The 24562-nt window shown below is 41.9% G+C and carries 24 protein-coding genes; 17 read left to right on the top strand and 7 right to left on the bottom strand.

Annotation, left to right across the window (positions count from 1 at the left end; all coding sequences use genetic code 11):
* Positions 1-177: 177 nt before the first annotated feature.
* On the top strand, positions 178-900 hold the full coding sequence (locus tag H6F42_RS14890) for a tRNA threonylcarbamoyladenosine dehydratase (RefSeq protein ID WP_190400144.1): 723 nt from the start codon (positions 178-180) through the stop codon (positions 898-900).
* 31 nt (positions 901-931) lie between these two features.
* Here the strand turns inward: H6F42_RS14890 and H6F42_RS14895 are convergent, their stop codons facing one another.
* Positions 932-2728 (bottom strand): phosphodiester glycosidase family protein, encoded by a 1797-nt coding sequence (locus tag H6F42_RS14895; protein ID WP_242018456.1) that lies wholly within the window; start codon positions 2726-2728, stop codon positions 932-934.
* 326 nt (positions 2729-3054) lie between these two features.
* Between H6F42_RS14895 and H6F42_RS14900 the strand changes: the two genes are divergently transcribed.
* From H6F42_RS14900 to H6F42_RS14915, 4 genes are all read left to right on the top strand, one after another.
* Positions 3055-3504, top strand: a complete 450-nt coding sequence (locus H6F42_RS14900) for a Rieske (2Fe-2S) protein (protein ID WP_190400146.1) — start codon at positions 3055-3057, stop codon at positions 3502-3504.
* A 70-nt stretch (positions 3505-3574) separates the two neighbouring features.
* The gene (locus H6F42_RS14905) at positions 3575-5392 is read left to right on the top strand and encodes a S8 family peptidase (RefSeq protein WP_190400147.1); all 1818 of its coding nucleotides are present in this window, start codon (positions 3575-3577) and stop codon (positions 5390-5392) included.
* 77 nt (positions 5393-5469) lie between these two features.
* Positions 5470-5694, top strand: coding sequence for a hypothetical protein (locus H6F42_RS14910; protein WP_190400148.1), 225 nt, complete (start codon positions 5470-5472; stop codon positions 5692-5694).
* A 7-nt stretch (positions 5695-5701) separates the two neighbouring features.
* Positions 5702-6214 carry a hypothetical protein gene (locus H6F42_RS14915; protein WP_190400149.1) on the top strand — a complete coding sequence of 171 codons (513 nt, stop codon included), beginning with the start codon at positions 5702-5704 and terminating at the stop codon, positions 6212-6214.
* Positions 6215-6251: 37 nt separating this feature from the next.
* Here H6F42_RS14915 and H6F42_RS14920 read toward each other — a convergent pair whose 3' ends face one another.
* Together H6F42_RS14920 and H6F42_RS14925 are read right to left on the bottom strand one after the other, a co-directional pair.
* Complete coding sequence (locus H6F42_RS14920) at positions 6252-7295, bottom strand: thiamine phosphate synthase (protein WP_190400150.1); 1044 nt, start codon at positions 7293-7295, stop codon at positions 6252-6254.
* Positions 7296-7362: 67 nt separating this feature from the next.
* Positions 7363-9048, bottom strand: coding sequence for a hypothetical protein (locus H6F42_RS14925; protein ID WP_190400151.1), 1686 nt, complete (start codon positions 9046-9048; stop codon positions 7363-7365).
* Positions 9049-9826: 778 nt separating this feature from the next.
* Between H6F42_RS14925 and H6F42_RS14930 the strand changes: the two genes are divergently transcribed.
* The 7 genes from H6F42_RS14930 (at position 9827) to plsY (ending at position 16877) form a co-directional block, all read left to right on the top strand.
* Complete coding sequence (locus tag H6F42_RS14930) at positions 9827-10891, top strand: NAD-dependent epimerase/dehydratase family protein (RefSeq protein WP_190400152.1); 1065 nt, start codon at positions 9827-9829, stop codon at positions 10889-10891.
* Between the two features lie 180 nt (positions 10892-11071).
* On the top strand, positions 11072-12076 hold the full coding sequence (locus H6F42_RS14935; RefSeq protein WP_190400153.1) for a hypothetical protein: 1005 nt from the start codon (positions 11072-11074) through the stop codon (positions 12074-12076).
* 85 nt (positions 12077-12161) lie between these two features.
* A complete protein-coding gene (locus H6F42_RS14940; protein ID WP_347272314.1) occupies positions 12162-12848 on the top strand; it encodes a methyltransferase in 687 nt (228 codons plus the stop codon).
* 189 nt (positions 12849-13037) lie between these two features.
* Entirely contained in the window at positions 13038-14300 is a 1263-nt protein-coding gene (locus tag H6F42_RS14945) for a glycosyltransferase (protein ID WP_190400154.1), read from the top strand.
* 369 nt (positions 14301-14669) lie between these two features.
* Complete coding sequence (locus H6F42_RS14950; protein ID WP_190400155.1) at positions 14670-15737, top strand: NAD-dependent epimerase/dehydratase family protein; 1068 nt, start codon at positions 14670-14672, stop codon at positions 15735-15737.
* 148 nt (positions 15738-15885) lie between these two features.
* On the top strand, positions 15886-16092 hold the full coding sequence (locus tag H6F42_RS14955) for a hypothetical protein (protein ID WP_190400156.1): 207 nt from the start codon (positions 15886-15888) through the stop codon (positions 16090-16092).
* 143 nt (positions 16093-16235) lie between these two features.
* Positions 16236-16877 carry a glycerol-3-phosphate 1-O-acyltransferase PlsY gene (gene plsY, locus H6F42_RS14960; RefSeq protein ID WP_190400157.1) on the top strand — a complete coding sequence of 214 codons (642 nt, stop codon included), beginning with the start codon at positions 16236-16238 and terminating at the stop codon, positions 16875-16877.
* 101 nt (positions 16878-16978) lie between these two features.
* Here the strand turns inward: plsY and H6F42_RS22330 are convergent, their stop codons facing one another.
* From H6F42_RS22330 to H6F42_RS14975, 3 genes are all read right to left on the bottom strand, one after another.
* A complete protein-coding gene (locus H6F42_RS22330; RefSeq protein ID WP_190400216.1) occupies positions 16979-17089 on the bottom strand; it encodes a PetM family cytochrome b6-f complex subunit 7 in 111 nt (36 codons plus the stop codon).
* A 325-nt stretch (positions 17090-17414) separates the two neighbouring features.
* Positions 17415-18089 carry a hypothetical protein gene (locus H6F42_RS14970; protein ID WP_190400158.1) on the bottom strand — a complete coding sequence of 225 codons (675 nt, stop codon included), beginning with the start codon at positions 18087-18089 and terminating at the stop codon, positions 17415-17417.
* A gap of 188 nt (positions 18090-18277) precedes the next feature.
* Complete coding sequence (locus H6F42_RS14975) at positions 18278-18574, bottom strand: hypothetical protein (protein ID WP_190400159.1); 297 nt, start codon at positions 18572-18574, stop codon at positions 18278-18280.
* 487 nt (positions 18575-19061) lie between these two features.
* Here H6F42_RS14975 and menB point away from each other — a divergent pair, with 487 nt between their 5' ends.
* Positions 19062-19892 (top strand): 1,4-dihydroxy-2-naphthoyl-CoA synthase, encoded by an 831-nt coding sequence (gene menB / locus H6F42_RS14980; protein WP_190400160.1) that lies wholly within the window; start codon positions 19062-19064, stop codon positions 19890-19892.
* Positions 19893-20045: 153 nt separating this feature from the next.
* Here the strand turns inward: menB and H6F42_RS14985 are convergent, their stop codons facing one another.
* Positions 20046-20747: an SRPBCC family protein gene (locus H6F42_RS14985; protein WP_190400161.1), complete on the bottom strand. Its 702-nt coding sequence runs from the start codon at positions 20745-20747 to the stop codon at positions 20046-20048.
* A 21-nt stretch (positions 20748-20768) separates the two neighbouring features.
* Here H6F42_RS14985 and H6F42_RS14990 point away from each other — a divergent pair, with 21 nt between their 5' ends.
* The 4 genes from H6F42_RS14990 to H6F42_RS15005 all read left to right on the top strand — a co-directional run bounded on the left by H6F42_RS14990 (position 20769) and on the right by H6F42_RS15005 (position 24424).
* Entirely contained in the window at positions 20769-21443 is a 675-nt protein-coding gene (locus H6F42_RS14990) for a phosphoribosylanthranilate isomerase (protein ID WP_190400162.1), read from the top strand.
* A gap of 92 nt (positions 21444-21535) precedes the next feature.
* Positions 21536-22144, top strand: coding sequence for a GerMN domain-containing protein (locus H6F42_RS14995; protein WP_190400163.1), 609 nt, complete (start codon positions 21536-21538; stop codon positions 22142-22144).
* A 22-nt stretch (positions 22145-22166) separates the two neighbouring features.
* Positions 22167-23753, top strand: coding sequence for a glycoside hydrolase family 3 N-terminal domain-containing protein (locus tag H6F42_RS15000; protein WP_190400164.1), 1587 nt, complete (start codon positions 22167-22169; stop codon positions 23751-23753).
* A gap of 8 nt (positions 23754-23761) precedes the next feature.
* The gene (locus tag H6F42_RS15005) at positions 23762-24424 is read left to right on the top strand and encodes a methyltransferase domain-containing protein (protein WP_190400165.1); all 663 of its coding nucleotides are present in this window, start codon (positions 23762-23764) and stop codon (positions 24422-24424) included.
* Positions 24425-24562: the final 138 nt, after the last annotated feature.

The raw sequence follows: 24562 nt of genomic DNA on the forward strand, positions 1-24562 counted from the left end.
AGTAATGCGACGCTTCACGTCGCATTACTAATTCTTAGGGGGAGCAATTACCAAGTTAATGAAACACAAGAATTTTTTAAAGGGTTGCTTTGCAACCCTTTAAAAAATTCTTGGTTCTAGGTTGAGCGCAAAGCGCTGTAAGGTTACAGCCATCCATAAATATTACTAACTTTGGTCATGACGGACTGGTTACAACGCACGGAATTATTAATTGGCAATCATGGAATCGCCAAGCTCAAGCAGGCGAATGTCTTAGTGGTGGGCATGGGGGGCGTGGGGAGTTTTGCCGCCGAGTTTTTATGTCGGGCGGGGATCGGACGGATGACAATTGTGGATGGCGATCGCGTTGATCCTTCTAACAAAAATCGCCAGATTGTGGCTCTCGATAGTACGGTTGATGTGCATAAAGCGGATGTGATGGCGGCGAGAATGCAAGACATTAATCCTGAGTTGCAATTAACGTCAATGAAGGAATTTCTTACCCCTGATTTGATGATGGAATTGGTGACAACCAAATTTGACTGGGTTTTAGATTGCATTGATAGTTTGCAACCTAAGTTATATTTTCTGGGGGCGGCGGTGACTAATGGCGTGAAGGTGGCGAGCAGTATGGGGGCTGGTGGACGTGTTGATCCCCAAAAGGTGAGAATTGCGCCAATTTTTGAGACGGATTGCTGTCGCTTTGCTTATAAGGTGCGGAAGGGTTTGCGCCGCAAGGGTTTTGCTAATGCTCAGATTATGGCGGTGTATTCGGAGGAGTTGGTCAATCGCGATTCTTTGCAGTTAACCGATGGCAGTAATTTCAAGCGATCGTATTACGGCACGATTTCCTATATTCCTGCGTTGTTTGGGATCAATATGGCAAGTATCGTCATTCGTGATTTGATTGCCGAATTTTAGATAAATTAAGGCGCTTTGCGCCTTAATTTATCTAAAATTCGGGTTTGGTGGGTGGTGGGGTGATAAAAATAGCGATCGCATTGTGGACGGGCGCAATTTCGGTAATCGAACGATTGAGAATATTCCCGCCTAAAAATAGGGTTGATGAACTGCCGCCATCAAGATTTAGGGCTTCAACTGCGCCAATTTTTTTGAGAACTTCCGCAGTTTGTAAGAGATTGGGTGCAACTCCATTGGGAGCCTCTTGGACGGTGACCAGCAGCAGTTTACCTTTATCTTTAGTGGTGGCGATCGCACTGCGATCCGCCGCTTGTGTATCAAAACCTGCTTGAAAATTCTCCGCTTTGCCATCAAGAACAAGATTCCCATTCTTGAGTAATAGGGGGCCTGCACCGATGAGGTTAGGGAAGTTGGCAAATTTTTCAGGGACAAAGGCTTGACGACCCTTGACCGTCATGCCCACAGGTAATTGCTTCGCGGCTTCGGGCGATTGCCTTGCTACTAAAACATAGCCATCACTGGGGATCGTCACTTGACCAACACCGACTACGCCTCCTTGATATTGAGCAACAACGCGATCGCCTCTGACCACAATAATCAGTTCATTTTCGGTGAGGGGGGTGTAGCCACTGCCCCAGTTGGGCGTATACCGAGCTATCCCTCGTTGCACATAGGCACTATTGAGATTTGTGAGCGCGATTTTAGTTTGATTGGCAGTAATTTCTTCCGTAAAATTCAGGCGATCAATCAGGGTTTCGCCCTTCTCATTCCAAGCGATCGCCCCCCGTACTAACGCTGTCCCTGCAATCCAGCGATTACCTTCCCGAATTGCGCCAACGGGTAACTGGCGAATCCGATTAAAAAATCCCCCATTGATCGCTCCCACAGCTTGGGCTTGTTCCACCATTTGCGGCACAGGACTTAGTCCAAGAATGCCATTGGGAGAGCCATCGGGATTGCTCCAAATCGGGCGGACTTTTAGGCGTGGTTGTTTCAGATCCACCTCTAGGGCGGTTACGGAAAACTTAATAGTTTTAGGATCTTGGGGATTTTTCGGCTTATGGGGAATTTCGACAATTTTTTCAATTCTTCGTAAACCATCCGCCCATTGCACCGTCAGGCTAGGCGGTACATAGTCACGCCGTAAATCAATGACCATCCGAGGTGTAGGACTACTTAGCATTTCGATCGCAGGATTAATCGAATCATTGGTTTGAATCTGAATCTGCGTTAGTTTTCCCTGCGGCTGAATGGTGACGGACTTCACGAGATTGCCAGCAATAGAATTAAGCCCAATGGGTAAATCTGAAGCCACTTCTGCGGAAACGATCAGATTAATGACATTGCCCTGCCGACTAACTCGCCAAGGTGTCCGTCGATTGAGATCGATTACAAGGCGATCGCCCCAAGGTTGTTTGCTACGGCGCACCGCTTGCATCAAAGTGTCAGGAGTATAAATATTGAGAGCATTACCTGAAATCTCTGTCCGCCATTGATCCGCAAAGGGGGTGAGATCCAGATAGCGAAATCTCCCCGTACTATCAAAGGCTACCCTAGAAAAAGTGGGACTAGAAAACCAGCGTAATCGTTGGCGATCGCTTTTTTCCGAATCCAGCATCTGTACGCCCAAACCGCCAGTGAGCCAATCCTCTTGCACATAGAGATTTTGCTGTCCCTGTTCCACTTTTCGGAGCCAACGTCCTGACCAAGGCTGTCCATTTAGCTGAATCACAGTTCCGCTATTAGGAGTGGCGGATGGGGCGCTATCGGCGATGACAAATTGACAGCAAGCGGCAAGAATCGGAATTAGCGTTTTACGGTATGTCATTTTCATGATGCTAGGGCTTTATCAGCTATGGCGAATAATTGTACTCGCAAGAAGCCAAATAAGTAGTTAGGTTCAAAAAATGGCGATGCCATTTTTTGAACCTAACTACCAGTGAATTTATAGCTATCGCCATTCTTGTTACGCCCTTCCAGCTTATAAAATAGATATTAAAACCCAAGAATTAGCTGTGCGGCGCGAAGCGCCACACAGCTAATTCTTGGGGAAAGAGTAGGACACAAGTGACCACAGCTATACTATGGCTATAATTGGAGCAGACTTAGTTCTGTCAACTAAGCCTATTAACAACATATAAATAAACAACAAATATGGATCGCCGTAAATTACTTTCATGGTTCGGTTTAGGTTGGTTAATCAGCTTTTTGCCATCCTCCCTAAGTGGTTGTAGTGATACAAATTCAGTGAGTAACTCTTCTTCTCCTGCCGCACCTGAAAGCGTTGCTGCTGCTCCTCGTGGAGAGTTTAAAGCGATCGGTTCAGTTGCCCAGCTTGATAAAGACGGCAAATTGATATCTACCGATAAAAAAATTTTAGTGGTACGCGATCCTAAAAATTCTAATAAAGTCTTAGCCGTTAATTCAGCATGTACTCACAAAGGTTGTGTGGTGGAATGGCAAAAAAGTAGTCAAGAATATGTTTGCCCTTGTCATGATGCCAAGTTTGCAGCTAATGGCTCCGTAAAACAAGGACCTGCGAATAAGGCTTTGCCTACCTATGCTGCCAAAATCGAAAAAGGTCAAGTATTAGTTAGTTCCTAATAAAAGTTAAGAGGTGTGGCTTAGCCATACCTCTTAACTTTTACAACTTTTTGTCAAAGGTCTTAAAGCAATGAAAAAGTTTTTGCTGGCGTGCTTATTTTTCGCAGGTATATTTTGGGCGCTCTCCACTTATCAAGGATTGGCGGTGGAAGGTCAGTATGACTCGATGGTATTGAATTTTCGGGATAGCCTATCGCCAGCCCAAGTGGATCGCGAACTCAAGGCGATCGCCTCTAAATATGGATTAGCGGCTAAATTTAATAGTGCTTTTTCTAAGACGGATAAGCTTTACGTTGTCAAGGGAGATGCCCAAGTCCTCGAAAAGCTTAAGCAATCAGAAGAACTTCGCAACTTGACGGAATATGTCGAAGCTAACTATGTCTATTCGATGGACTTTATCGGCGGTACGACTCCCAATGATCCGATGTATGGTCAGCAGTGGAACTTGAGAGCGATCGATGTGGAGAAGGCTTGGCAAAAGACCAAGGGTAAAGGTATTACGATCGCCGTTATCGATACAGGTGTAAGCCGCGTTGAAGATCTTAAAAACACAAAGTTTGTTAAGGGCTACGATTTTGTGAACGATCGCGAAGATGCTAGTGATGACAATGGGCATGGAACCCATGTAGCTGGCACGATCGCCCAATCAACTAATAATAATTTTGGTGTAGCAGGTATTGCCTACGAAGCCAGTATCATGCCCCTTAAAGTCCTCTCAGCGTCAGGGGGAGGCACGATTTCCGATATTGCCGAAGCAATTATCTTTGCGGCGGACAATGGCGCAAATGTCATTAACATGAGCTTGGGTGGGGGCGGCGAAAGCAAGCTCATGCAAGAGGCGATCGATTATGCCTACAAAAAAGGTGTAGTGGTTGTGGCGGCGGCTGGTAACTCTAACCGCAACGCCGCCTTCTATCCTGCTCGCTATCCTAAAGTAATTGCAGTATCGGCTACCAGTGCCACAGGCGAAAAAGCCCCCTACTCTAATTACGGGGCGGGCGTAGATGTAGCGGCTCCGGGTGGGGCGATCGCTAGAGCCAAAAATGGAGAGAAAGGCGATATTTCAGGCGGTATCCTCCAAAATACAATCGATCCGAAAACCAAGGAATCCGTATTCCGCTCTTTTCAAGGAACGAGTATGGCAGCCCCTCACGTTGCGGGTGTGGTGGCTTTAATCGAAGCTTCGGGTGTGAAAGATCCCGAAAAAGTGATGCAAATCGTCAAACAGTCGGCGCGTAAAGTTGCTGACGACACCCAAAATTACTACGGTGCTGGACATTTAAATGCAGCCACCGCAGTCACGTTAGCTTCCGAAGGTCAACTGGGAGTCCCTGACTTCTTGAGATGGGCGCGAGACAATGGCTATTTGAGTCCTCGCTTTTGGATTGATGGTGGAGCGGTGGCGCTAATTCCTAAATTAATTATGGTCATTGGTTCCTATCTCTTAGCTTGGCTACTCAATAGCTGGTTTCCTTTCCGTTGGAATTGGTCTTTTTCTAATGGAGTTTTCTTTGGTGGTGCGGGTTTGTTTTTCCTACGCGGATTTTATGTATTTGACCTAACCCAAGTTCCCTTCCGTATCGCAGGGAGTTCTTTGGCAGAGTTAGGCAATGCATTTTCTAACACAAATGCCCTTAATCCAATTACGGCGAGTGTATTACTTCCCCTTGGCTTATTGATTATTCTTTTAGGTCATCCTCAATGGAAATGGTTTGCCATTGGTTCCGCGATCGGGACGACGGCTTGCTTAGCAACCAGTGCCGTACTTGCGCCGCAATTGATGTGGATTGGCGAAGGGATGCCCGCGATCGCCTTCCTAAGCATCAATGCCATTCTCTGTTTTGGTTGTGCCTATCTATCGATCAAGTCAGAAACCGCTACCATTTAACCCCAGTCTCAAGAAGCTAATTCTCCCGCGAACGGTGAGAATTGGCTTCTTGAAGCCTTTTACTTAAAGTAAAAATCATGAATACTCAGATTGTCGGAACTGTTGAATATATTGACATTGGCACGGGAACTTGGGCGATCGCTACGGATACCGACGAGCAGTATGAGATTTGGCAGCCTGCGCCAGAAGCCATTTTGCGAGAAGGCTTGAAATTAAGTGTGACCGCCAAAATTCGGGATGATGTAATGTCGATCGCCGCGATCGGTGATGTTATTGAAATTGAAGATTTTCAAATCCTTTAAAATTGTGATGACAAAAAATATAAGGTTCCCAAAGATTACTCATGGCGATCGCTACTTTAGCCTTATGGCGACCGTTGCCATTACTTTTACGGTTACTTGTTCGGCATTTTGCGCTGCTCAGTCAGTCCAAGCCAATGAAGTGAAATCCATTGCGGGAAAAGAAAAGCAATCTAAACCAAGGGTTGTCAAAATTGCTGGTACTTACAAAGTGATCTTAGATGCTCAGGCTCTAGCGGAGGCAAAAAAAGAAGGATTTGTATCAATTACGGGGCAGTGGACAATTAGTCCGAATGGCGCGTTTGCGGCTGCTTTAAAACTGGTTAAGAGTAATGGTGAGATCTCAAACATTAACACCGCAGGTCGAGTCAGAATTATTAATGGGAAAGTCGTTTCGCAAGTAGAAATTTTAAATGGAGAAAAGCCCACTGAAGCTATTCCCACTCAGTCCTATACATTATTGTCCGATGGCATAACCTTGCAAGCCGACGATCAACCAGTAAAGCTGGTGAGAACAAATTGAAAATAAAAAAGCGGCGCTTCGCGCCGCTTTTTTATGACTATGACAAGAGCGATCGCATTTGTTTAGCAATCCGATCGGGATATTCCGCTTTCATGAGAGCGCGAACGATCGCCACTCGCTTTGCCCCTGAAGCGATCGCCTCGGCTAAATTATGTTCATCAATTCCGCCGATCGCAAACCAAGGAATACTAATATTTTGCGCCGCATAGTTAACATATTCGTAGCCTGCGGCAGCTTTATTAGGCTTGGTCGGTGTAGCATGAACGGGACCAACCCCCACATAGTCCACCTGATTATTCAAAGCGATCGCTAATTCTTGAGGATTAGTCGTGGACTGACCGATGATGTATTGCGAAGCATCGCCACCATTCGCATTCAAAATTTGACGCACCGCCGACACAGGCAAATCTGTTTGCCCCACATGAATACCATCGGCTCCCACCGCGATCGCAATATCCACGCGATCATTCACCAAAAATAGCGCCTCGTATTTATGGCAAAGATCACAAAGCTGCTGGGCGATCGCTAAACGAGTCCCATCTTCCCCCTCCTTTTGACGGTACTGCACGATCTGAACTCCCCCTTGCAAAGCCAAATCGACAACAGAGACAATATCATCTACAGGAGTGGTCACCAAATATAAGCTTGCCTCCTGTAGCTTTTGGCGGCGCACCTGACCCAGATTTGATGATTTAACTAGCTCACTTTCTAGTATGTAAACCTGATAGCGCATTTGTTTCATCGCTTCCCCTAAATGGGGATCAACAACTTTGCCATATTCCTCCAAAACCCTCAAAGCCTCTTGCAAACGCCCCATATTAGCCCTTAACACCGCTTGCACATCGGCACGACTGACCTCTTGAGCATGGCTCAGCCCCGTGGCGGGATCATCGGTAGTATTGCGGGCGCGACGAAATTCTTCGCGATGCCATTGAGCTAATTCTTGCCGCATTTGTTTGCAGCGATCGCATAGATCGACATTTTCTAAACCAAAGCGACACCATTCTTCGATGGTGCGAATCGCTTCACGGGCGCGATCAAGATTAGCATCAAGGATGCGATAAACAATTTGTTGAGACATATACTTCTTTCCCAGTCAAGAAATGTTGGTGCGGGGCAAAGCCCCACACCAACATTTCTTGACTTTATCAGAAATCAAAATCAAAGGCTGGTTCAGCCCGTAATTTGCCTAAACCTAGCTCCTTCTCATCCATGAGATTTATTTCGTAATAGCCCAAAATGTGATGGGGAGCAGGATTTCCGCGAGAAGCGCCCGTAATTCCCATCGCAATAATCACACAGATATGCCCTTGAGTAGTCTTGGCTCTTTGCTTCCACCGCTTGTGATGCTCACTGCTGAGGGCTTTTTTGTCAAATTCGCCAAACAGATGCAAGTCATCATTGCCCATCACCATTAAGCCCAATTGACAGCTATTACCAAGGATGTCTTCCGCAGGATTAAAGCACAAAGCCCTGATCCCATCCAAGTCATTAATTTGCTCAATTAATTCCAACGCCTTGGGGCGAGAAGTCTGGATCATTAATCCTGCCAAACCTTCACCTTTTTGAGCAGCTTTAGCCGTCACAGGTTGCTCTGATATTTGATGATGAATATTAGCTCTGCGTAAGAAATCCACCTGCGCCCAAGGAATCGTCATCATATGAATGAGAGCATTCTCTGGCCAAAGATCTTCATTAATTAATGGTGAATCATCATCGTCCATATCCTCTTCATCGACCAGTTGATGCAACTCATCGGCTAACTCAGGCAAAGTCTGGACAACAACCTTTACTTTCTCCTCCACATCACTATCAAGGCTAGGGGCATATACATCATACGTGCCTGTCAAATTACCAAAACTGGACTTGAGGCGATTACTGTACTGCTCCCAAAATTTATTTAAAGCTTCAAGGGCAACAGTGAGGGCGATCGCCTCTTCATCGTATAAATAGGGTCTACCACCTTCTAAGGGATGTAAAGCCCCATAAATTGGCTTGATTGGAGTATTTACAACTGGCAAAGAACGGACTTTGCCGCGAAACGGAAGTGGCGGGAAATCATCTTCCATTTCCAACTCAGGGGTTTCAAATAGATTAAACAGGCAATCTTGATGTAAAAAAGTTTCTTCAATTTCATCATCAGAATTACCTGAGACAATCCGATGGCGAAATTTGACTAGAGATTCTTCATTACGATAAAAAATTACACCCTGCTCCAGCCCCATTTTGCCCATAACGATCGCATAGAGGGTTTCGAGATCCCAGTTATCGAGCTTAATCGAAATCACCTGATGATCCCAAAGGCTATTCCAAGGAGCATTACGCCATAATTGTTCAGACTGTTGATTAAGAGCCGCAGCATAGCGTTCAGGCACAACAGGGGGATTGGTCGAAAAGCTTTCTAAAATATGAGAAAAAATCTCATCAATTAATGGCAAGCGTTCCACATATTCCACAGATATGCCCAAATCCTGTAAAACACCTCGCAAATAAAACTGGAGTTCGCGATCGCATACTAGAATTTTTTGCGGCAACGATGGTTGAGCGGGACTCTGGGGATGCTCGATGGCTTGCAATAAAGCACGTACAAATGCTTCCTGCCCCACGACAGAATCGACTACATCCATAGATCGCACCATCCCCATCGAGCCATCTACCCACAAAATGCAGTGGGGCTTGGACTCTTCATCATGGGCATGAAGGGGAATAATATTTGAAGAGTCTTGGGGTTGACGGATTTTAGCGGGTAAAGCACGGCGATCGCCTTCCCAAACGGCAGATGACTGCTTGAGTTTTTTGAGGCGACGAAGAGTAGATCGGTTTAGCGTGGTCATCGAAAATGTTCTCTAGATTAGCCACTCTCCCGAAATTCGGAAGAGTGCATTGATCGATTTAACTACGATATGGCTAGAAATTACTAGATAAGATCAGAAATTGTAGCAAGCATTTAGAATAAGGCTCAACACAGTCAAACTTTAAGGCTTAATAACTAAGCTAGACTGACAGCGTAAATTATTTATCTCATTCTTAATTGCCATTACAAGTTTTAAATTAATCTACACATATTGCCTTAGTGTAAATTGATGACGAAATATAAAACTTTTCTGATTAAGATTATCACACTACATATTCAACCTAAACAATGAGATGTTCATCCTACAAGGCAACCGCGTAAAAAATCAAAGGGTAAGGAGATGGTTTAAATAAGCAAAATCCCAAGCCGCCTTATTACAGAGCTACCCAAACAAAAAACAAAAGGCTTACCCAGCAAGGATTTTAATCACAAGTGTCTTTACTTACTGATTTTCAGATTGTTTAATGGGTAAGGATCGCTATTTTTTTATACGGTAGTCTTACAATTTCCACAACAAGATCAATTATAATTTAGCCACTAATGTCTGAAGATCAGGATAACAGTGTGAAAAGTTGGAATCCTTAGTTGTCAAGCAATTCGGGATTTAGAGTTAGCAAGTAAAAACATGTGGAATTGAAATCCTTACTGGGTAAGCTCTTTATCTTTATTAGTCGGTTGGTTTGATGTTAGGATAATTAGGGATTTTGTTATTAAATAATAGATATTAGTAAATATTAATTTAATTATTAAGGAGATGCATGTCAATTGTTTTAGTAACTGGTTCTGCTGGACTGATTGGTTCTGAGTCAGTTCATTTTTTTTGTAAACTGGGATTCACTGTTGTTGGCATAGACAACGACATGCGCCAAGTTTTTTTTGGAAAAGAAGCCTCGACACAATGGAATCGAGACTCGCTCATACAAAGTTATGGCAATCAATACATTCATCACAATGTTGATATTAGAAATCACGAAGAAATATCTCAAATATTTAAAACATACAATAAAGATATAGCTCTCATTATCCATACAGCGGCTCAACCCTCTCATGATTGGGCTGCCAGTGATCCCTACACCGACTTTTCAGTTAACGCTAATGGGACACTCGTTCTACTGGAAAACACTCGGCAAAATTGCCCCGACGCTTCTTTTATATTTTGTTCTACTAATAAAGTTTACGGAGATACTCCCAATAACTTACCGCTAATTGAACTTGAAAAGCGCTGGGAAATCGACGATAAACATTTCTATCTTCAAGGAATTGACGAAAATATGAGCATTGATGCTAGCAAGCATTCTTTGTTTGGAGCATCAAAGGTGGCGGCTGATATTTTAGTTCAAGAATATGGTCGGTATTTTAATATTAAAACGGCTTGTTTTAGAGGTGGCTGTCTTACAGGTCCGAGCCACTCAGGAACTAAATTACATGGTTTCTTATCGTATTTAATGAAATGTACTATGACTGGGAATCCATATCAAATATATGGTTACAAAGGAAAACAAGTAAGAGATAACATCCATAGCTATGATTTAGTTAACGCTTTCTATAATTTTTATCAAGCTCCTCGGATAGGAGAAGTTTATAACATAGGCGGCAGCAGATATAGTAACTGCTCAATGCTAGAAGCAGTTCAAAAGTGTGAAGAAATTGCTGATAAAAAATTAGACTGGAGCTACGTTGAGACTAATCGAAGTGGAGATCATATCTGGTGGATTAGTGACATTCAAAAATTCAAAAAACACTATCCTAATTGGCATCTCAAGTACGGCATATCCGATATTCTCCAAGAGATTTACTTTCAGAACTTAAACAGGTGGATCTAGTGACTCAGTTTCAACAACCTATGACTATAAAAAATACAGATGAACTTCGCTAAATTAACTCTCGATAATTTAAAACTAAAAATCAATAGGCTCTCGATTTTTACATTTTTAAGCTCAACAGTCACAGTTTCCATTTTATTGAGCCTATTCTTTTTTTCTCCCCGATTTATAAATTGGGATTTGAGTAGATCAGGCTCCTTTGAGGTCGCTAGGGCTATCTCGTTTCTGCAACAGGTTGATAATCCTTGGGAATCTTCAATAGAAAGTGCCTTGAAGTGGAGATTATTAATACCGAGTATTGCCCATTTTTCTGGTATTAGAGGATGGGCAGCATTATCTATATCTTGGCTTGGGGTTGTAGTTTTATTAGCCCAAACAACTTGGACAATTCTTAGCAGTACGAGAGATAGGTGGCTTGCTTTCACAGGATGTGTCTTAGTAGCAAGCAGTTCAGCCGTTGTAGTATCTACGGGCTGGCTCGGAATAAATGATGCTTGGTATTTATCAGGACTCCTGACTGTAGCTTTTGCAAAAAATCCTCTATGGTTACTCGGAGCCTGCTTGATCTCTCCTTGGTTTGACGAAAAGTTTTTAATAGCGCTGCCAATCGCAATTCTTACCCGATGGCATCAAGATATCCAAAGTAATACTAAAGACGCTATTTTTAAATTAATTTCCCTCATAACCTTTGGGATTATTCCATACGTCGCAACTCGTCTTTACGTAACTTTTTTCTATAGTGATCCCTCATCGGCCTCCTTTTTTAAGAGTGTTTTGACTGGATTTACAACATGGCTACCTTGGGCTCATTTAGGTTGGTGGATGGCATTTAGACTAGGATGGATTTTTATTGGTGTTTCCTTTTGGCTAATATTGAGGGTAGGAGGCTTACGTTATCTATTTATAACTTTGTTCTTATTTTTAAGCTCATTTTTAGCTATTACTATTTTGGCGGCTGATATGAGTCGTTCGGCTGCAATGGTACTACCATTACTAGTATGGGGATGGAGTAATGCACCTAGCAATACCGTTTTTGGCAACCCCAATATGAGAAACATAATTGTTCTTAGCAATCTTTTGATTCCTAGTATGCACGTAACCTATACTAAAGCATCGTTAATCAGTCCCTTACCTCTAGAAATATTTCGGGTGTTGAAATGTGTAGGATCTGCATGTTTTTTGTGACGCGAATTTTTCTCAGGACTAAGACTAATTACAATATTCTGAGCAGAAGACTAGGCATAAAATATAAATTTAAAGGTATGAATTAGTGGAAAACCCTAAAATAGAACAGCATGAATATCTACAAAAGTTATATAACAATCGCTTTAATTTAAATCAAAGAAAAGCCAAGCTTGTTCTTTGGCGTACTCTAGTTGATAATTTTTTACAGAATTATATAAATCCTAATTCTGTTACATTAGATATAGGTGGAGGTTACTGTGAATTCATCAATAATGTTAAATCTAGAGAGAAGTATTTAATTGATCTTAATCCTGATGCCAAACTATTTGCCAATCCTGAAGTTACAGTATTAAACCTGAATATACTAAATATTAATGACAGAGAGCGAATAAACAAAAGTTTTGACGTTATTTTTGTTTCTAATTTTTTTGAACATCTCGCCAGTAAAGAAGATTTATTTGAGGTTTTATCTTTTTGCTTTCAATATCTTAACCCCAATGGTTCTTTGTTAATAATACAGCCTAATTTTAGGTACTCTTATAAAGAATATTTTGATTTTATCGATCATCAGCTTCCCATTACTCATTTATCACTTCAAGAGGTATTAGAAAGCATCGGATTCAATATAGATGTATTAATTCCTAGATTTCTTCCATATTCTACAAAAGGGAGACCATCGTCGCCAATTTTATTAAAAATTTATCTAAACTTACCATTTATATGGAATTTTTTAGGTGGACAGATGTTCATCAAAGCTTCTAAACCCATATAAGAAATCCAACAATTATATGGGTTTAATGAGCATTTATATATAACTCCTTAAGTAACTAGACACAATTAAATATAAAATCTCAAAATCTATAATGAACGTGCAGAATACACTCCAAGTTTTGATTCTAAATTTAATTGTGCCTAGCTACTTAGATGATTCTTTATATTTTGAATTTTGTGTTATTTAATTATGTTAATAAAAATATTTAAATCCAAAGTATTTAAATTTCTTATAGGAGGAGGTGTCACATCAGCAATCAATTTATTTTTAATATTTTTCTTGATTGACTATGTAGGACTAGACACACCAATATTACGCAATATAGCTAATATTATATCTCTGGAAATTTCACTGGTTTGTGGTTTTTTTATCTATAGAAATTTAGTATGGACGGGTGGTAATTGGAATATTAAAGAAGTCCTTCTAAGACAGCTACCTTTGTATCATGTATCAGCAGGATTTTCTGTATTAGCCCGCATTTTCTTTATTTTTCCTGTCTTAGATTTTCTAAAAATCAATTATGTGATTAACACGTTAATAGGTGTTCTGCTTAGTGCAGTTATTAACTATACAATTAGCGATCGCTTTGTTTTTAAAACTTACAATAAAGATAAACGAGTTCCAGAAGAAGTCTACTATCCAGAGGGTTTATCTCCCACATTAAAAAATAATTCAATAGTCTCGAAGCAAGATATAGATATAAATAGCCTTGAACTTAATCTATTTTCTATAGTCATCCCAGCCCATAACGAAGAAGGTTCAATTACTGAAACCATTCAATCAATTACAGAAGTGTTAGAAACAGAAAAAATTAATTATGAAATATTAGTTGTTAATGACAACAGTCAAGATTGTACGGAAGATATACTCCAAAACTTAAGTAGGCAAAATAATAAAATACGTTACATTAACAATTACTACCCTAATGGGTTTGGCTTTGCAGTACGTTGTGGTCTAGAAAATTTCCAAGGTGATGCAGTTGCTATAGTGATGGCAGATTGTTCGGACTCACCTCAAAACATAGTGGATTACTACTATAAACTTCAAGAAGGTTATGATTGTGTTTTTGGTTCTCGATTTGTTAAAGGAGGTAAAGTAATAGACTATCCTGCATATAAACTTATTATTAATAGGTTAGCTAATTTATTTATTCAAATTATATTTGGTCTTAAATTTAATGATATTACTAATGCTTTTAAGGCGTACAGAAAGCATGTAATCCATGAGATGTCTCCCTTTATATCTCATCATTTTAACTTAACTGTTGAACTCCCTCTTAAAGCAATTGTAAGAAATTATTCCTATGACACTATACCAATTACATGGAGTAATCGTAAGTCTGGCATATCTAAATTAAAGCTCAAGGAGATGGGAAGTCGTTATCTATTTGTTGTTTTATACATTTGGCTAGAAAAACATCTGTCAATGGGTGATTACAAAAAAAAGTTATAACAAAGTTAATTTTGATATCCTAAAATTAGACAAAAAAAATAATTTTATCGAAGTTCTTTTTTATCTAATAGAATAGATTTAAGAATACTAAATCAATCCTTATGATATATACATTAAGTGGCTAGGCAGGATCAAATATCAAGTCTTGCAATCTGTGGCACAATCCACGCCTACGTCACAGAATTTAATTGTGCTTTTTAATTATGTTCAGTTAATTAAAGAATATGCAATATACAGGTAAAATCCTGAAGATACTGATTTGTCATACTTTGGTAATAAAGAGTTTTAATTCTCTTTAAGATCCAATAATCTTAACCAATAGCTAAAAATAGTTATATAGCACGTAAAAAACCGATTCAATACAGAATTATGAGTAAAAAAGTTTTAATTACTGGAGGAGCTGGTTTTGTTGGGAGTTCCTTGGCGTTAGGTTTGGCTTATAGATACCCTAGTTGGAGTATCACTATTTTGGATAATTTAAAGAGAAGAGGTTCGGAATTAAATTTATCTCGATTAAAGGAAGCAGGAATTGAATTTATTCATGGTGATGTTAGAAATCCTGAAGATTTAGATAGCTCTAATCTAAGTCCAGATCTAATTTTAGAATGTTCGGCAGAACCATCAGTACTAGCAAGTTATGATTCCCCTAACTATGTATTGCAAACTAATTTGGTTGGCACAATTAATTGTCTAGAGTTATCTCGCAAAACTAATGCAGATTTCATTTTCTTTTCTACCAGTAGAGTCTATCCAATTTCATATCTTAATTCTCTACAATTTGAAGAATTGCATACTCGCTTTCACCTCTCAGAAAATCAAAAAATGCAAGGTGTCTCTAACCACGGAATATCTGAACAATTTCCCTTAGACAAACCACGATCTCTATATGGTGCTACCAAACTCGCTTCTGAATTATTAATTGCAGAGTATGGTGATGCTTATGGGATTAGGACAGTAATTAACCGATGTGGGGTATTAACAGGTCCTTGGCAAATGGGCAAAGTTGATCAAGGGGTATTTGCCTTGTGGATGGCATTTCATTACTTCCAGAAACCTCTTAGATATATTGGTTATGGAGGCACGGGTAAACAAGTTAGAGATTTCTTGCATATTGATGACTTAGTTGATTTAGTCGAAATTCAAATTCAAAGCTTAGATCTGATTAAAGGAGAGACGTTTAATGTGGGCGGTGGAGTCAGTAACTCTCTCTCACTTTTGGAGACAACTACACTATGTGCAGAAATTACAGGAAATAAGATTCCAATCACGTCTGACACTAATACTAGGTTGGGCGATATACCTATTTTTATTACCGATTCTCGTAAAGTGATTGAGGCTACAAATTGGTATCCCAAAAAAGATGCCAAACAGACTCTGCTGGATATTTATGAATGGATTGATCTATATTCTGATACGGTGAAGAATATTTTCATTTAGTCACCATACTTAAAGCGGCTCATTAAAGCGGCTCAATAAATTAAGATTGCGATACAATTGTAGTAGGTAATTCTTTCAGCCTTTGGCGTAGTTACTAAATATTTCTATTATTTTCTATTATCTAACCCAAATTACAATTCCTGCACTTATGGACGAGCTAAAACCGATTCTCAATGAGTTCTTAGGGCAACCCGTTGCATTTTTTGGTGGACTCGTTTCGGGCTTTCTTAAGCTCGATCTCCAACAAGATCCGTTAAAGGGTTGGCTAGAAAAGCAAGGAGCAACACCGACTACGGTATCTTCTGCTAGCAATAGTGGCAAGAGTGATGGGCCACAATCGATCTCCATCGACTAAATACTAAATAAATTTTAAGGCTCGCTAAGCGAGCCTTAAAATTTATTTAGCCCAAATCAAAAAAATTTTGGTTTGGTTTTAAGCGCAAAGCGCTGTAATTTAGCTGTAATTTATTTTAGTATTACGCCTTTTAGATATAGCTTATGTGGTTTCCTTATCTGTTGCTTGCGATCGCTTACTTCTTAGGCTCCTTCCCCACGGGCTATCTAGTGGGACGGATGGCAGGTATGGATATTCGTGAGCATGGCTCTGGCTCGACGGGAGCAACTAATGTATGGCGCAACGTGGGCAAGTTTGCAGGAATTAGCGTTTTTACCGTAGATTTTGCTAAGGGCGCATTAGCCATCTACATGATGATGCAGGCTAATTTGTTAGTCAGCAATTTGGGCTTAGCCGAAAATATTTCCTCTAATAATTTGTCATTTTTTGTAATTGGCGCAGGTATGTTGGCTCTGCTCGGTCACAGTCGCCCAGTGTGGCTAGACTTTAAGGGTGGTAAGTCAGTAGCGACTGGCTTGGGAATTTTGTTTATGTTGAGTTGGGCTGTGGCGATCGCCGCCTTTAGTGTGTGGCTAGGTACGATGGCAATTTGGCGCACGGTGTCTATTAGTTCCATTGCCGCAGCTACTGCGGCTCCCATTTTCATGTGGACTTTCCAAGGAAATATTGTTTATTCGAGCTTTGTAACGGTCGGATGTATTTTTGTGATTTGGCTACATCGCTCTAATATCGAGCGTTTGCTCAATGGCACTGAATTTAGCTTTAAATCTGACTCTAAAGCTTAGCTAAAAAAGAGGCGGCGCAATGCGCCGCCTCTTTTTTGTATAGGAGAAATTTTTTAAAAGTGTTGCCTTGCAACACTTTTAAAAAATTTCTTTTTTTGGCTTTAGGCTTCTTCGGTTTCTTCGCCTTGTAACTTCAGTAGAAAGAGACCAAAAGCGATACCGACAGGAATCAGTACCATGCACAAAACCATTGCGTTAACCATTTCTCCCATAATTTTCTCTTTAAAAAAATAAATAATATTGCTTAATATTGCTTTAGGAATTTTACCGTACAAATAGCTAATATAGCTGTAGTTACTTGTCTTAGGACAAACCAAAACCCAAGAAGCGAGTGGGAGCGAGAAGCACCGCCACTCGCTTCTTGGGTTTTGTGTCCTAACAAGACTGGCTATAGCTAACTGGCGATCGCCATAATTGCTGCTAGTTTCCTTAAATAATAAAGCCTAAATATTGTGAGGTAGCGCAATGCGCTACCTCACAATATTTAGGCTTTATTATTTAATTCACAAAATGGTGTAGTCATTTTGTATTTTTGCGTTAGCTAATGATCTCCACATCGATCGCATCAGCATAATTTTCGGCAGGATCATCTTGACTATTGGCAGAGTGATTAGAATCCTGCTCATTCTGATCACTTGAATTAAGCGTAGACTCATCCAGCCAAATAGGGCGAATCTCATAATGGACTCTGAGCGTCGGTGGGGCGCTCCGCTCTGCCTCACGCACAAAGCGATTGGCTTCCCATTCCGCCTGAAAGGTATTGAGTAACTTGAGGGTTTTTAAGCGTTGTCGCTCTAAGTACATCCATACTTCCCAAGCATTATATTCAGGCTCTGGGGTAAGTTCTGTTTGATCTTCAGGTGAGACGGCTTCTGCTTCGTCCGTATCCCCTTGATGTTCGGTACTTACAACATCCTGATTACTAATTTCTGGCTCTAGGTCAGAATTTACCGAAACTTGTGGATGCTCTTGGTGATGATCTGGAGCCGAAGCATCACGTAATTCCTCGGATGTAGAAGTTTTGGGGTTTACCGTCTGTGGCGCAGGATCAGTTCCGAGCGATCGCGCCAGACTTTTGATGTCCTTAGCTCGGACTTGCTTAACTGTGGCTTGGTCATCGACGATCGCCTTGACTTCAATAGCCGTAAGTGATTGATCGACCCATCCTTTAAAAATTACCTCTTCACCATTAATCAACAGGCGATCGCCCATTTCTAAGGCAAAGCCTGCTAGAGAATTAAATAACGGTTTGCTCGGAGGTTTGTTAATAGCTTCCGCCCAGTAACCATCAGGAATATTCCCGTTGCCCTGATTGCTATTACTATCACTACTTTTGTGGCGATCAGAGTTATCTACATGGGGGATAGATTCATCTGCCTGACTAGACTTCCCATTGTCAATCAGGCTACGGACTCCCCCAACTGAGTCCTCAATTCAATGATTTGGGAATGAAGCGGCGATAGGCATTGCTCCACGTATGCCAAAAACTCAGGATGTAAAACAAACGGAGTTGTTGCGGCTCCCCGCTCTTCTTGAGGCGTAGCTGATGATGGTTCTGGCTCAAACTCGCGACTGACGATCTCTAATATCCAATCCGCGATCGCCTGTTGCTTAGCATCAGCTTTAGTTTTGATTTGGCTTAATAAAGGCAGAGGAAATCTAAGATTTACCTGCTTTGTCCTGTGAGGAGTTGCCATTATTTGCCCCTATGCCCTTGTGTTGTATAGATAAAAATTACTTAAATTCTAAAGGAAATTTGCCCAAAGACAAGGCAAGTATTAGCCCTAAGATTAAGCTAGATAGAGCAAAAGCAGAAATAACTCCCAAAAAAAAGCTATTCCAAATAATGATCATATTGCTTTTCTCCTAAGTACATATCTTAGCCATATTCTAAATATACAGCGCTTTGCATAAGTAGGAAGGCTTAATTTGCTAGGTGATATAGCTGTAGTTATTTGCATCAGGACAAACCAAAACAAAAAAAGCGAGTGGCGGCGCTTCGCGCCGCCACTCGCTTTTTTTGTCCTGACAAGACTGGCTATAGCTATATAACTTTCGCCCCCTATCTATTGTGCCGCCTCACAATAGATAGGGGGCGAAAGTGGCGGCGCTTTGCGCCGCCACTTTCCTTTGGGATCTGGTTAACTGATAAGATAATTTTCTGTACTTTTTTGATTCAAAACCATGACTGATTGGCAAATCGCTGCCGAATTTGAAGACATTCTGTATCACAAAGCAGATGGAATGGCAAAGATTACAATTAATCGTCCCCATGTGCGTAATGCTTTTCGTCCTAAAACCATTACGGAAATGATTGCCGCCTTTGCCGATGCCCGTGAAGATGTTGAAATCGGTGTCGTTTTGCTAACTGGGGCAAATCCTGCTCCTGACGGTAAGTATGCCTTTTGTGCAGGGGGAGATCAGAAGGTGCGGGGCGATGGCGGCTATATTTCTGAGTCAGGTGTACCTCGATTAAATGTCCTCGACTTGCAACGCCTCATTCGCACAATGCCACAACCTGTAATTGCCTTAGTAGCTGGCTATGCGATCGGTGGTGGTCATGTGCTGCATGTAGTTTGTGATTTAACGATCGCCGCCGACAATGCCATTTTTGGTCAGACTGGTCCAATGGTAGGAAGTTTTGATGGTGGTTTTGGTGCTTCCTATTTGGCGCGACTAGTCGGACAGAAGAAGGCTCGCGAAATTTGGTATCTCTGTCGTCAGTACGACGCACAGGAAGCCCTAGAAATGGGCTTAGTAAATAAAGTTGTACCTGTCGAGCAACTAGAAGCGGAAGGCATTCAATGGGCGCAAGAAATTTTAGATAAGAGTCCTCTTGCTATTCGCTGCCTCAAATCTGCTTTTAATGCAGACTGTGATGGACAGGCAGGTATTCAGGAACTAGCAGGTAATGCGACGCTATTGTTTTACATGACCCAAGAGGCTCAAGAGGGGAAACAAGCGTTTCTAGAAAAGCGCAAACCCAATTTTCGGCAATATCCTAAACTTCCGTAGGTACGACTCCTTTCTTGTTAGGAAACAAACCCCAGAACTAGTGTTGCGGCGCTAAGCGCCGCAACACTAGTTCTGGGGTAGGAAGGGAGTAGCTACTTAGCAAAGCCCAAAATAGTGTAGCTATTTTGGGCTTTGGCATAACTGAAAGAGAGTTTAGCCTCGATTCTTGATTTCTTTCTTGATTGCTTGCAAAGTATCACTTAGAGCATCTTTGAAAATGCCATAGAAAGCATCAGCAGGAGTAGAACTATTGGGCTGAGCATTCACCGTGTAGGTAATCAAAACCTGATTGGGGGGGCGGCGTGGCACCGAAGAAACTAATTCCATTTTCCAATAGCCTTCCATTTTTGATAGATCGCCATCAATGAGGCGAAAATCAATTTGCTTACGATCGGTTTCTTGAATAGCGAGTTTAGTGCGAGAAACAATCGAAATTAGAAAAACTTGGCGAGAATCCACCTGCTCGATCACCTTCCGATTACCACGGTTTTCTATAACTCGGCTAGAGGTCATATTAGGAATGAACTTGTAGAGATTGGCATAGTCGGTTAGTACTCGCCATACGGTATCGGGAGAAGCTGTAACTAAGACCCTAGCCACATACTTACCTTGCTCGCCTGTGACTACAGTTTGTCCCTTACGCAAGGAATCACGCTGAATTGAGGGTAAACGATCAACGGGTCCATCGAATAGAGCAGCCCGCACAGGAAGCGCAGGAGTACAGCAAGCGATCGCGATCGCCATGACAACAGCCGATCCAGTAGAAAGCTTGGTCACTATTTTCTTGCCTAATTTATCTAATTGATATTTGTGGTTTGACAGCATGGAATTTGGATAGGATGAATACTTTGGCATGAAATAGGGTGGTTCTTGTGTATGTATATCAAAATTTGTGGAATTACAAAACTCGATCAAGCACAGGCGATCGCGCAAATGGGAGTCGAAGCTCTGGGATTTATTTGCGTAAGTTCTTCACCACGATATATCAGCCCCTTACAAATCGGGCAAATCACCTCGTCTTTACCGACGCTCGAACCGAGAGTGGGGCAAAGAGTGACCACACTAGAATTAATTGGAGTATTTCTCAATGCTAGTCCAGAGGAAATTTTTCAGACGCTGATCCAAGGGGGATTAAATGGGGTGCAGCTACATGGCGATGAATCTCCTGAATTTTGCAGTGAATTGCGATCGCATCTTGACAAAACCAATATTAATCGTCAAATAAAATTAATTAAGGCTCTAAGGGTCAAAAATGCTGAAGGCTTAGCGCAAGCTCAAATTTATAGTGATGTGGTAGATACGATTCTGCTCGATGCCTATGATCCACAGATGGCGGGTGGTACTGGCAAAACCATTGACTGGCAAATGTTACGTGATTTTCGTCCTCGTTGTCCTTGGTGGCTAGCGGGCGGGCTATCCCCTGAGAATGTAAAACAGGCGATCGCGTTAGTATCTCCCGATGGCTTAGACGTATCGAGTGGGGTTGAACGTTCCGCAGGTGATAAAGATCTATTTAAAGTTGAGCAGTTTTTGGCAAATTCTCGCTATTAATTAATGGAGCTAATTCATGTTTGTTTACGTCAATAAATAAGGCAAACTTAGGGCAACTTATCAAGAGTTAAAGACCAAAGCAGGGCAAAACCATGAAAATTCCAATTTTAAATAAATCTACTTGGTTTGGACTAGTGGGAGTGGCGATCGCTGGAGGTGCAGCAACGGCAGTTTTGCTGAACAACGATTTCAATCAGCCAAATGTCAATCAGCCTAATTCGCAGGTGTCAGCCCCTGCCTCAGTCAATCAAATTAGCCAAACGCCCCCCGCACCTAGAGCCGTCGATGGGCAGTTGGCGGTTTATTGGATTGAGTCAAATAAAAACAAATTAATTGCCGTACCGATCGCTGTCAAAGCTAAAAGTAATGATCAGGCGATCGCTTCGGTGATTAACACTTTAATTGCGGAAAAGCCTCCTGAAACCGAAATGTATAGCGCTATTCCCGCTAATACTAAGATTTTGAATGTGACTTCTAAGGATCAAGAAATTCGGATTAATTTATCTTCAGAATTCACCAAAGGTGGCGGCTCGGCATCAATGCAAGGACGGATCATTCAAGTTTTGTATACTGCCACTAGCATCACGCCAGAAGCAAAAGTTTATTTATCGGTCGAAGGTAAGCCCCTAAAATACATTGGCGGCGAAGGATTGGAAGTACCCCAACCGATGACACGTAAAGATTTTGCGCTAGAGTTTTAACAATATCTTTTTTAAATAGATCATGCCGCCGTTCCAATTGCCTGACATTGACAAACTAAGCCTCGTTGAGCAAGTCTCGCAAATGCTGGTTGTGCGTACCTGCGGAATGTTGTACGACCATCAAATTCAATATCCCCAATGGGAATTGCCCCAAGCAAACCTACAAACGCTCATTAGTGAGTATGGAGTCGGTGGTGTCATTTTACTGGGGGGGAGTGCTGCGGAAGTTGCCATCAAAACGAAACAGATGCAGTCTTGGGCAAAAGTGCCATTATTAATTTCGGCGGATATCGAGGAAGGCGTGGGGCAACGCTTTAGCGGGGCGACATGGTTTCCGCCACCGATGGCGTTACAAGAAGTCGCCCTGAAATACGCGGAAGCAATGGGACGCATCACATCGGAAGAAGCGATCGCGATCGGGATTAACTGGTTGCTAGCCCCAATTGTTGATGTGAACAATAATCCCGAAAATCCTGTAATTAATGTGCGAGCCTTTGGGATTACGGTCGGTGAGGTCATGGGGGCAACCAGAGGATTTATTGCAGGGGCAAAGCAATATCCTGTGCTGACAACCGCCAAGCATTTTCCGGGGCATGGGGATACGGCGGTGGATTCGCATTTGCAAACGCCCATGCTGCCCCACGATCGCCAAAGATTTGACAATATTGAATTTCCGCCCTTTATCAATGCGATCGCCGCAGGGGTAGACGCGGTCATGACCGCCCATATTTTTGTCCCAGAGCTAGATCCAGAGAATATTGCGACCCTATCCCCAAGAATTCTCACGGATATTTTGCGTCACGAAATGGGCTTTGAGGGCCTAATCACCACCGACGCACTGATTATGTCAGGGGTAGCAAATTTGGCAACGCCAGAGGCTGTAGCTGTGCAAGCAGTAAAGGCGGGAGCCGATATTTTGTTAATGCCCGTTGACCCGATCGCTACGATTAATGCAGTTTGCGCCGCCGTCGAGGCAGGGGAAATTAGCCGCGATCGGATCGTTGAATCAGTGCGGCGTATCTGGATAGCTAAGCAAAAAGTTTGTGGAATTCCTACCGATCTCAGTAAGTTAGGTAATCCTGAAAATATTCAAGCTGCTAAGGAAATCGCCACTAAAGCTATTAGCGTTTATTCAGAGATTGAACATTTGCAATCTTCAAACCAAGCTAATGCTGCCTTCAATAACCTCAGTCTCAGGTCGAAGAGTTATCTCAATTTGATTATTGTGGATGATCCCCTTACCTGTAGTGACTTTCTCAATTCGCGATCGCCTGCGGTGTTACTGCCCCAACAGCATCACTATAAGCGAATCTTAGCGGATGCCCTAACCCTAGAGACTCTGCAATGCGATCGCTTCTCCAATATATTTATGCAAATTTTTAGCCGTGGCAATCCCTTTCGCGGTCAGACCGATATGCATGAAAAGATTCACAACTTTATCCATGATTTACTCAACAATAAAAAGTTGGAAGGAGTGGTCGTCTATGGTAGTCCTTACCCTTTAGATCGGCTATTGCCAAGTCTACCTAACACAATGCCTTGGGGTTTTGCCTATAGCCAGCAGCCCGAAGCACAGGAGGCAGTTTTACAAAAGTTAGGATTCGGATAAAGCCAACTATGTCAAATCTTTCTCGATTGATTAGACGCTTTATGGGAATTTTTCTGCTGACGGTGTTAACTTTAGTGAGTTGTAACTCTTTCGTCAGTGTTAGCAACATTCCCTCACCAAGTTTGCCGACAGCAAATCCTGCTTTAACTTCAAGCTCTACCGTTGACTCCAAAGATAAGGATGCAGATTTAATTCCCGATGCTCCCTATATCCAAACGCCAACCGAGGTGGTGCTAAAAATGCTGGAAATGGCAAAGGTATCTACTGCTGACCAAGTCTATGACCTCGGTAGCGGGGATGGTCGCATTGTAATAGCGGCGGCGCAAAATTTTGGAGCTAATGCAGTCGGCATTGAAATTGATCCTGAGTTAATGAGGGAGTCCGATCGCTCAAGTAAAGAGGCGATCGCCAAAACCCCAGAAATTAGCGATCGCCTTAAATTTATACGTCAGGATCTGTTCAAGGCGGATTTGAGTCAAGCTACGGTGATTACGCTATATTTACTGCCCAAAGCTAATTTAAGGGTGCGATCTGAAATATTACCTAAATTAAAATCGGGGACAAGAGTTGTTTCCCATGATTATGATTTTGGTGATTTATCTCCTCAGCAAGTGCAGGAAGTTAAAGTTGGCGATCGCGCCCACAAAATATATTTATGGGTTGTTAACTAGCTCCAAAATCAAGACAGCGTCAAGCATTACCTTAATCTTGAAGCTAGGCAAAGCAAGTTTCGCCTAATTAGAATCCTGCGACCAGCAAAATTTATCTTCAATAAATTAGCTATTTAGGTTATGATCGGTAACTGTCGC

It is taken from the genome of Pseudanabaena sp. FACHB-1998 (assembly GCF_014696355.1).
In the GTDB taxonomy this organism is placed as follows: domain Bacteria; phylum Cyanobacteriota; class Cyanobacteriia; order Pseudanabaenales; family Pseudanabaenaceae; genus Pseudanabaena.

Coding starts and splice junctions, on each gene's coding strand:
- H6F42_RS14890 (WP_190400144.1), top strand. CDS start 178: ATGACGGACTGGTTACAACGCACGGAATTATTAATTGGCAATCATGGA.
- H6F42_RS14895 (WP_242018456.1), bottom strand. CDS start 2,728: ATGACATACCGTAAAACGCTAATTCCGATTCTTGCCGCTTGCTGTCAA.
- H6F42_RS14900 (WP_190400146.1), top strand. CDS start 3,055: ATGGATCGCCGTAAATTACTTTCATGGTTCGGTTTAGGTTGGTTAATC.
- H6F42_RS14905 (WP_190400147.1), top strand. CDS start 3,575: ATGAAAAAGTTTTTGCTGGCGTGCTTATTTTTCGCAGGTATATTTTGG.
- H6F42_RS14910 (WP_190400148.1), top strand. CDS start 5,470: ATGAATACTCAGATTGTCGGAACTGTTGAATATATTGACATTGGCACG.
- H6F42_RS14915 (WP_190400149.1), top strand. CDS start 5,702: ATGACAAAAAATATAAGGTTCCCAAAGATTACTCATGGCGATCGCTAC.
- H6F42_RS14920 (WP_190400150.1), bottom strand. CDS start 7,295: ATGTCTCAACAAATTGTTTATCGCATCCTTGATGCTAATCTTGATCGC.
- H6F42_RS14925 (WP_190400151.1), bottom strand. CDS start 9,048: ATGACCACGCTAAACCGATCTACTCTTCGTCGCCTCAAAAAACTCAAG.
- H6F42_RS14930 (WP_190400152.1), top strand. CDS start 9,827: ATGTCAATTGTTTTAGTAACTGGTTCTGCTGGACTGATTGGTTCTGAG.
- H6F42_RS14945 (WP_190400154.1), top strand. CDS start 13,038: ATGTTAATAAAAATATTTAAATCCAAAGTATTTAAATTTCTTATAGGA.
- H6F42_RS14950 (WP_190400155.1), top strand. CDS start 14,670: ATGAGTAAAAAAGTTTTAATTACTGGAGGAGCTGGTTTTGTTGGGAGT.
- H6F42_RS14955 (WP_190400156.1), top strand. CDS start 15,886: ATGGACGAGCTAAAACCGATTCTCAATGAGTTCTTAGGGCAACCCGTT.
- plsY (WP_190400157.1), top strand. CDS start 16,236: ATGTGGTTTCCTTATCTGTTGCTTGCGATCGCTTACTTCTTAGGCTCC.
- H6F42_RS22330 (WP_190400216.1), bottom strand. CDS start 17,089: ATGGGAGAAATGGTTAACGCAATGGTTTTGTGCATGGTACTGATTCCT.
- H6F42_RS14970 (WP_190400158.1), bottom strand. CDS start 18,089: ATGGGCGATCGCCTGTTGATTAATGGTGAAGAGGTAATTTTTAAAGGA.
- H6F42_RS14975 (WP_190400159.1), bottom strand. CDS start 18,574: ATGGCAACTCCTCACAGGACAAAGCAGGTAAATCTTAGATTTCCTCTG.
- menB (WP_190400160.1), top strand. CDS start 19,062: ATGACTGATTGGCAAATCGCTGCCGAATTTGAAGACATTCTGTATCAC.
- H6F42_RS14985 (WP_190400161.1), bottom strand. CDS start 20,747: ATGCCAAAGTATTCATCCTATCCAAATTCCATGCTGTCAAACCACAAA.
- H6F42_RS14990 (WP_190400162.1), top strand. CDS start 20,769: ATGTATATCAAAATTTGTGGAATTACAAAACTCGATCAAGCACAGGCG.
- H6F42_RS14995 (WP_190400163.1), top strand. CDS start 21,536: ATGAAAATTCCAATTTTAAATAAATCTACTTGGTTTGGACTAGTGGGA.
- H6F42_RS15000 (WP_190400164.1), top strand. CDS start 22,167: ATGCCGCCGTTCCAATTGCCTGACATTGACAAACTAAGCCTCGTTGAG.
- H6F42_RS15005 (WP_190400165.1), top strand. CDS start 23,762: ATGTCAAATCTTTCTCGATTGATTAGACGCTTTATGGGAATTTTTCTG.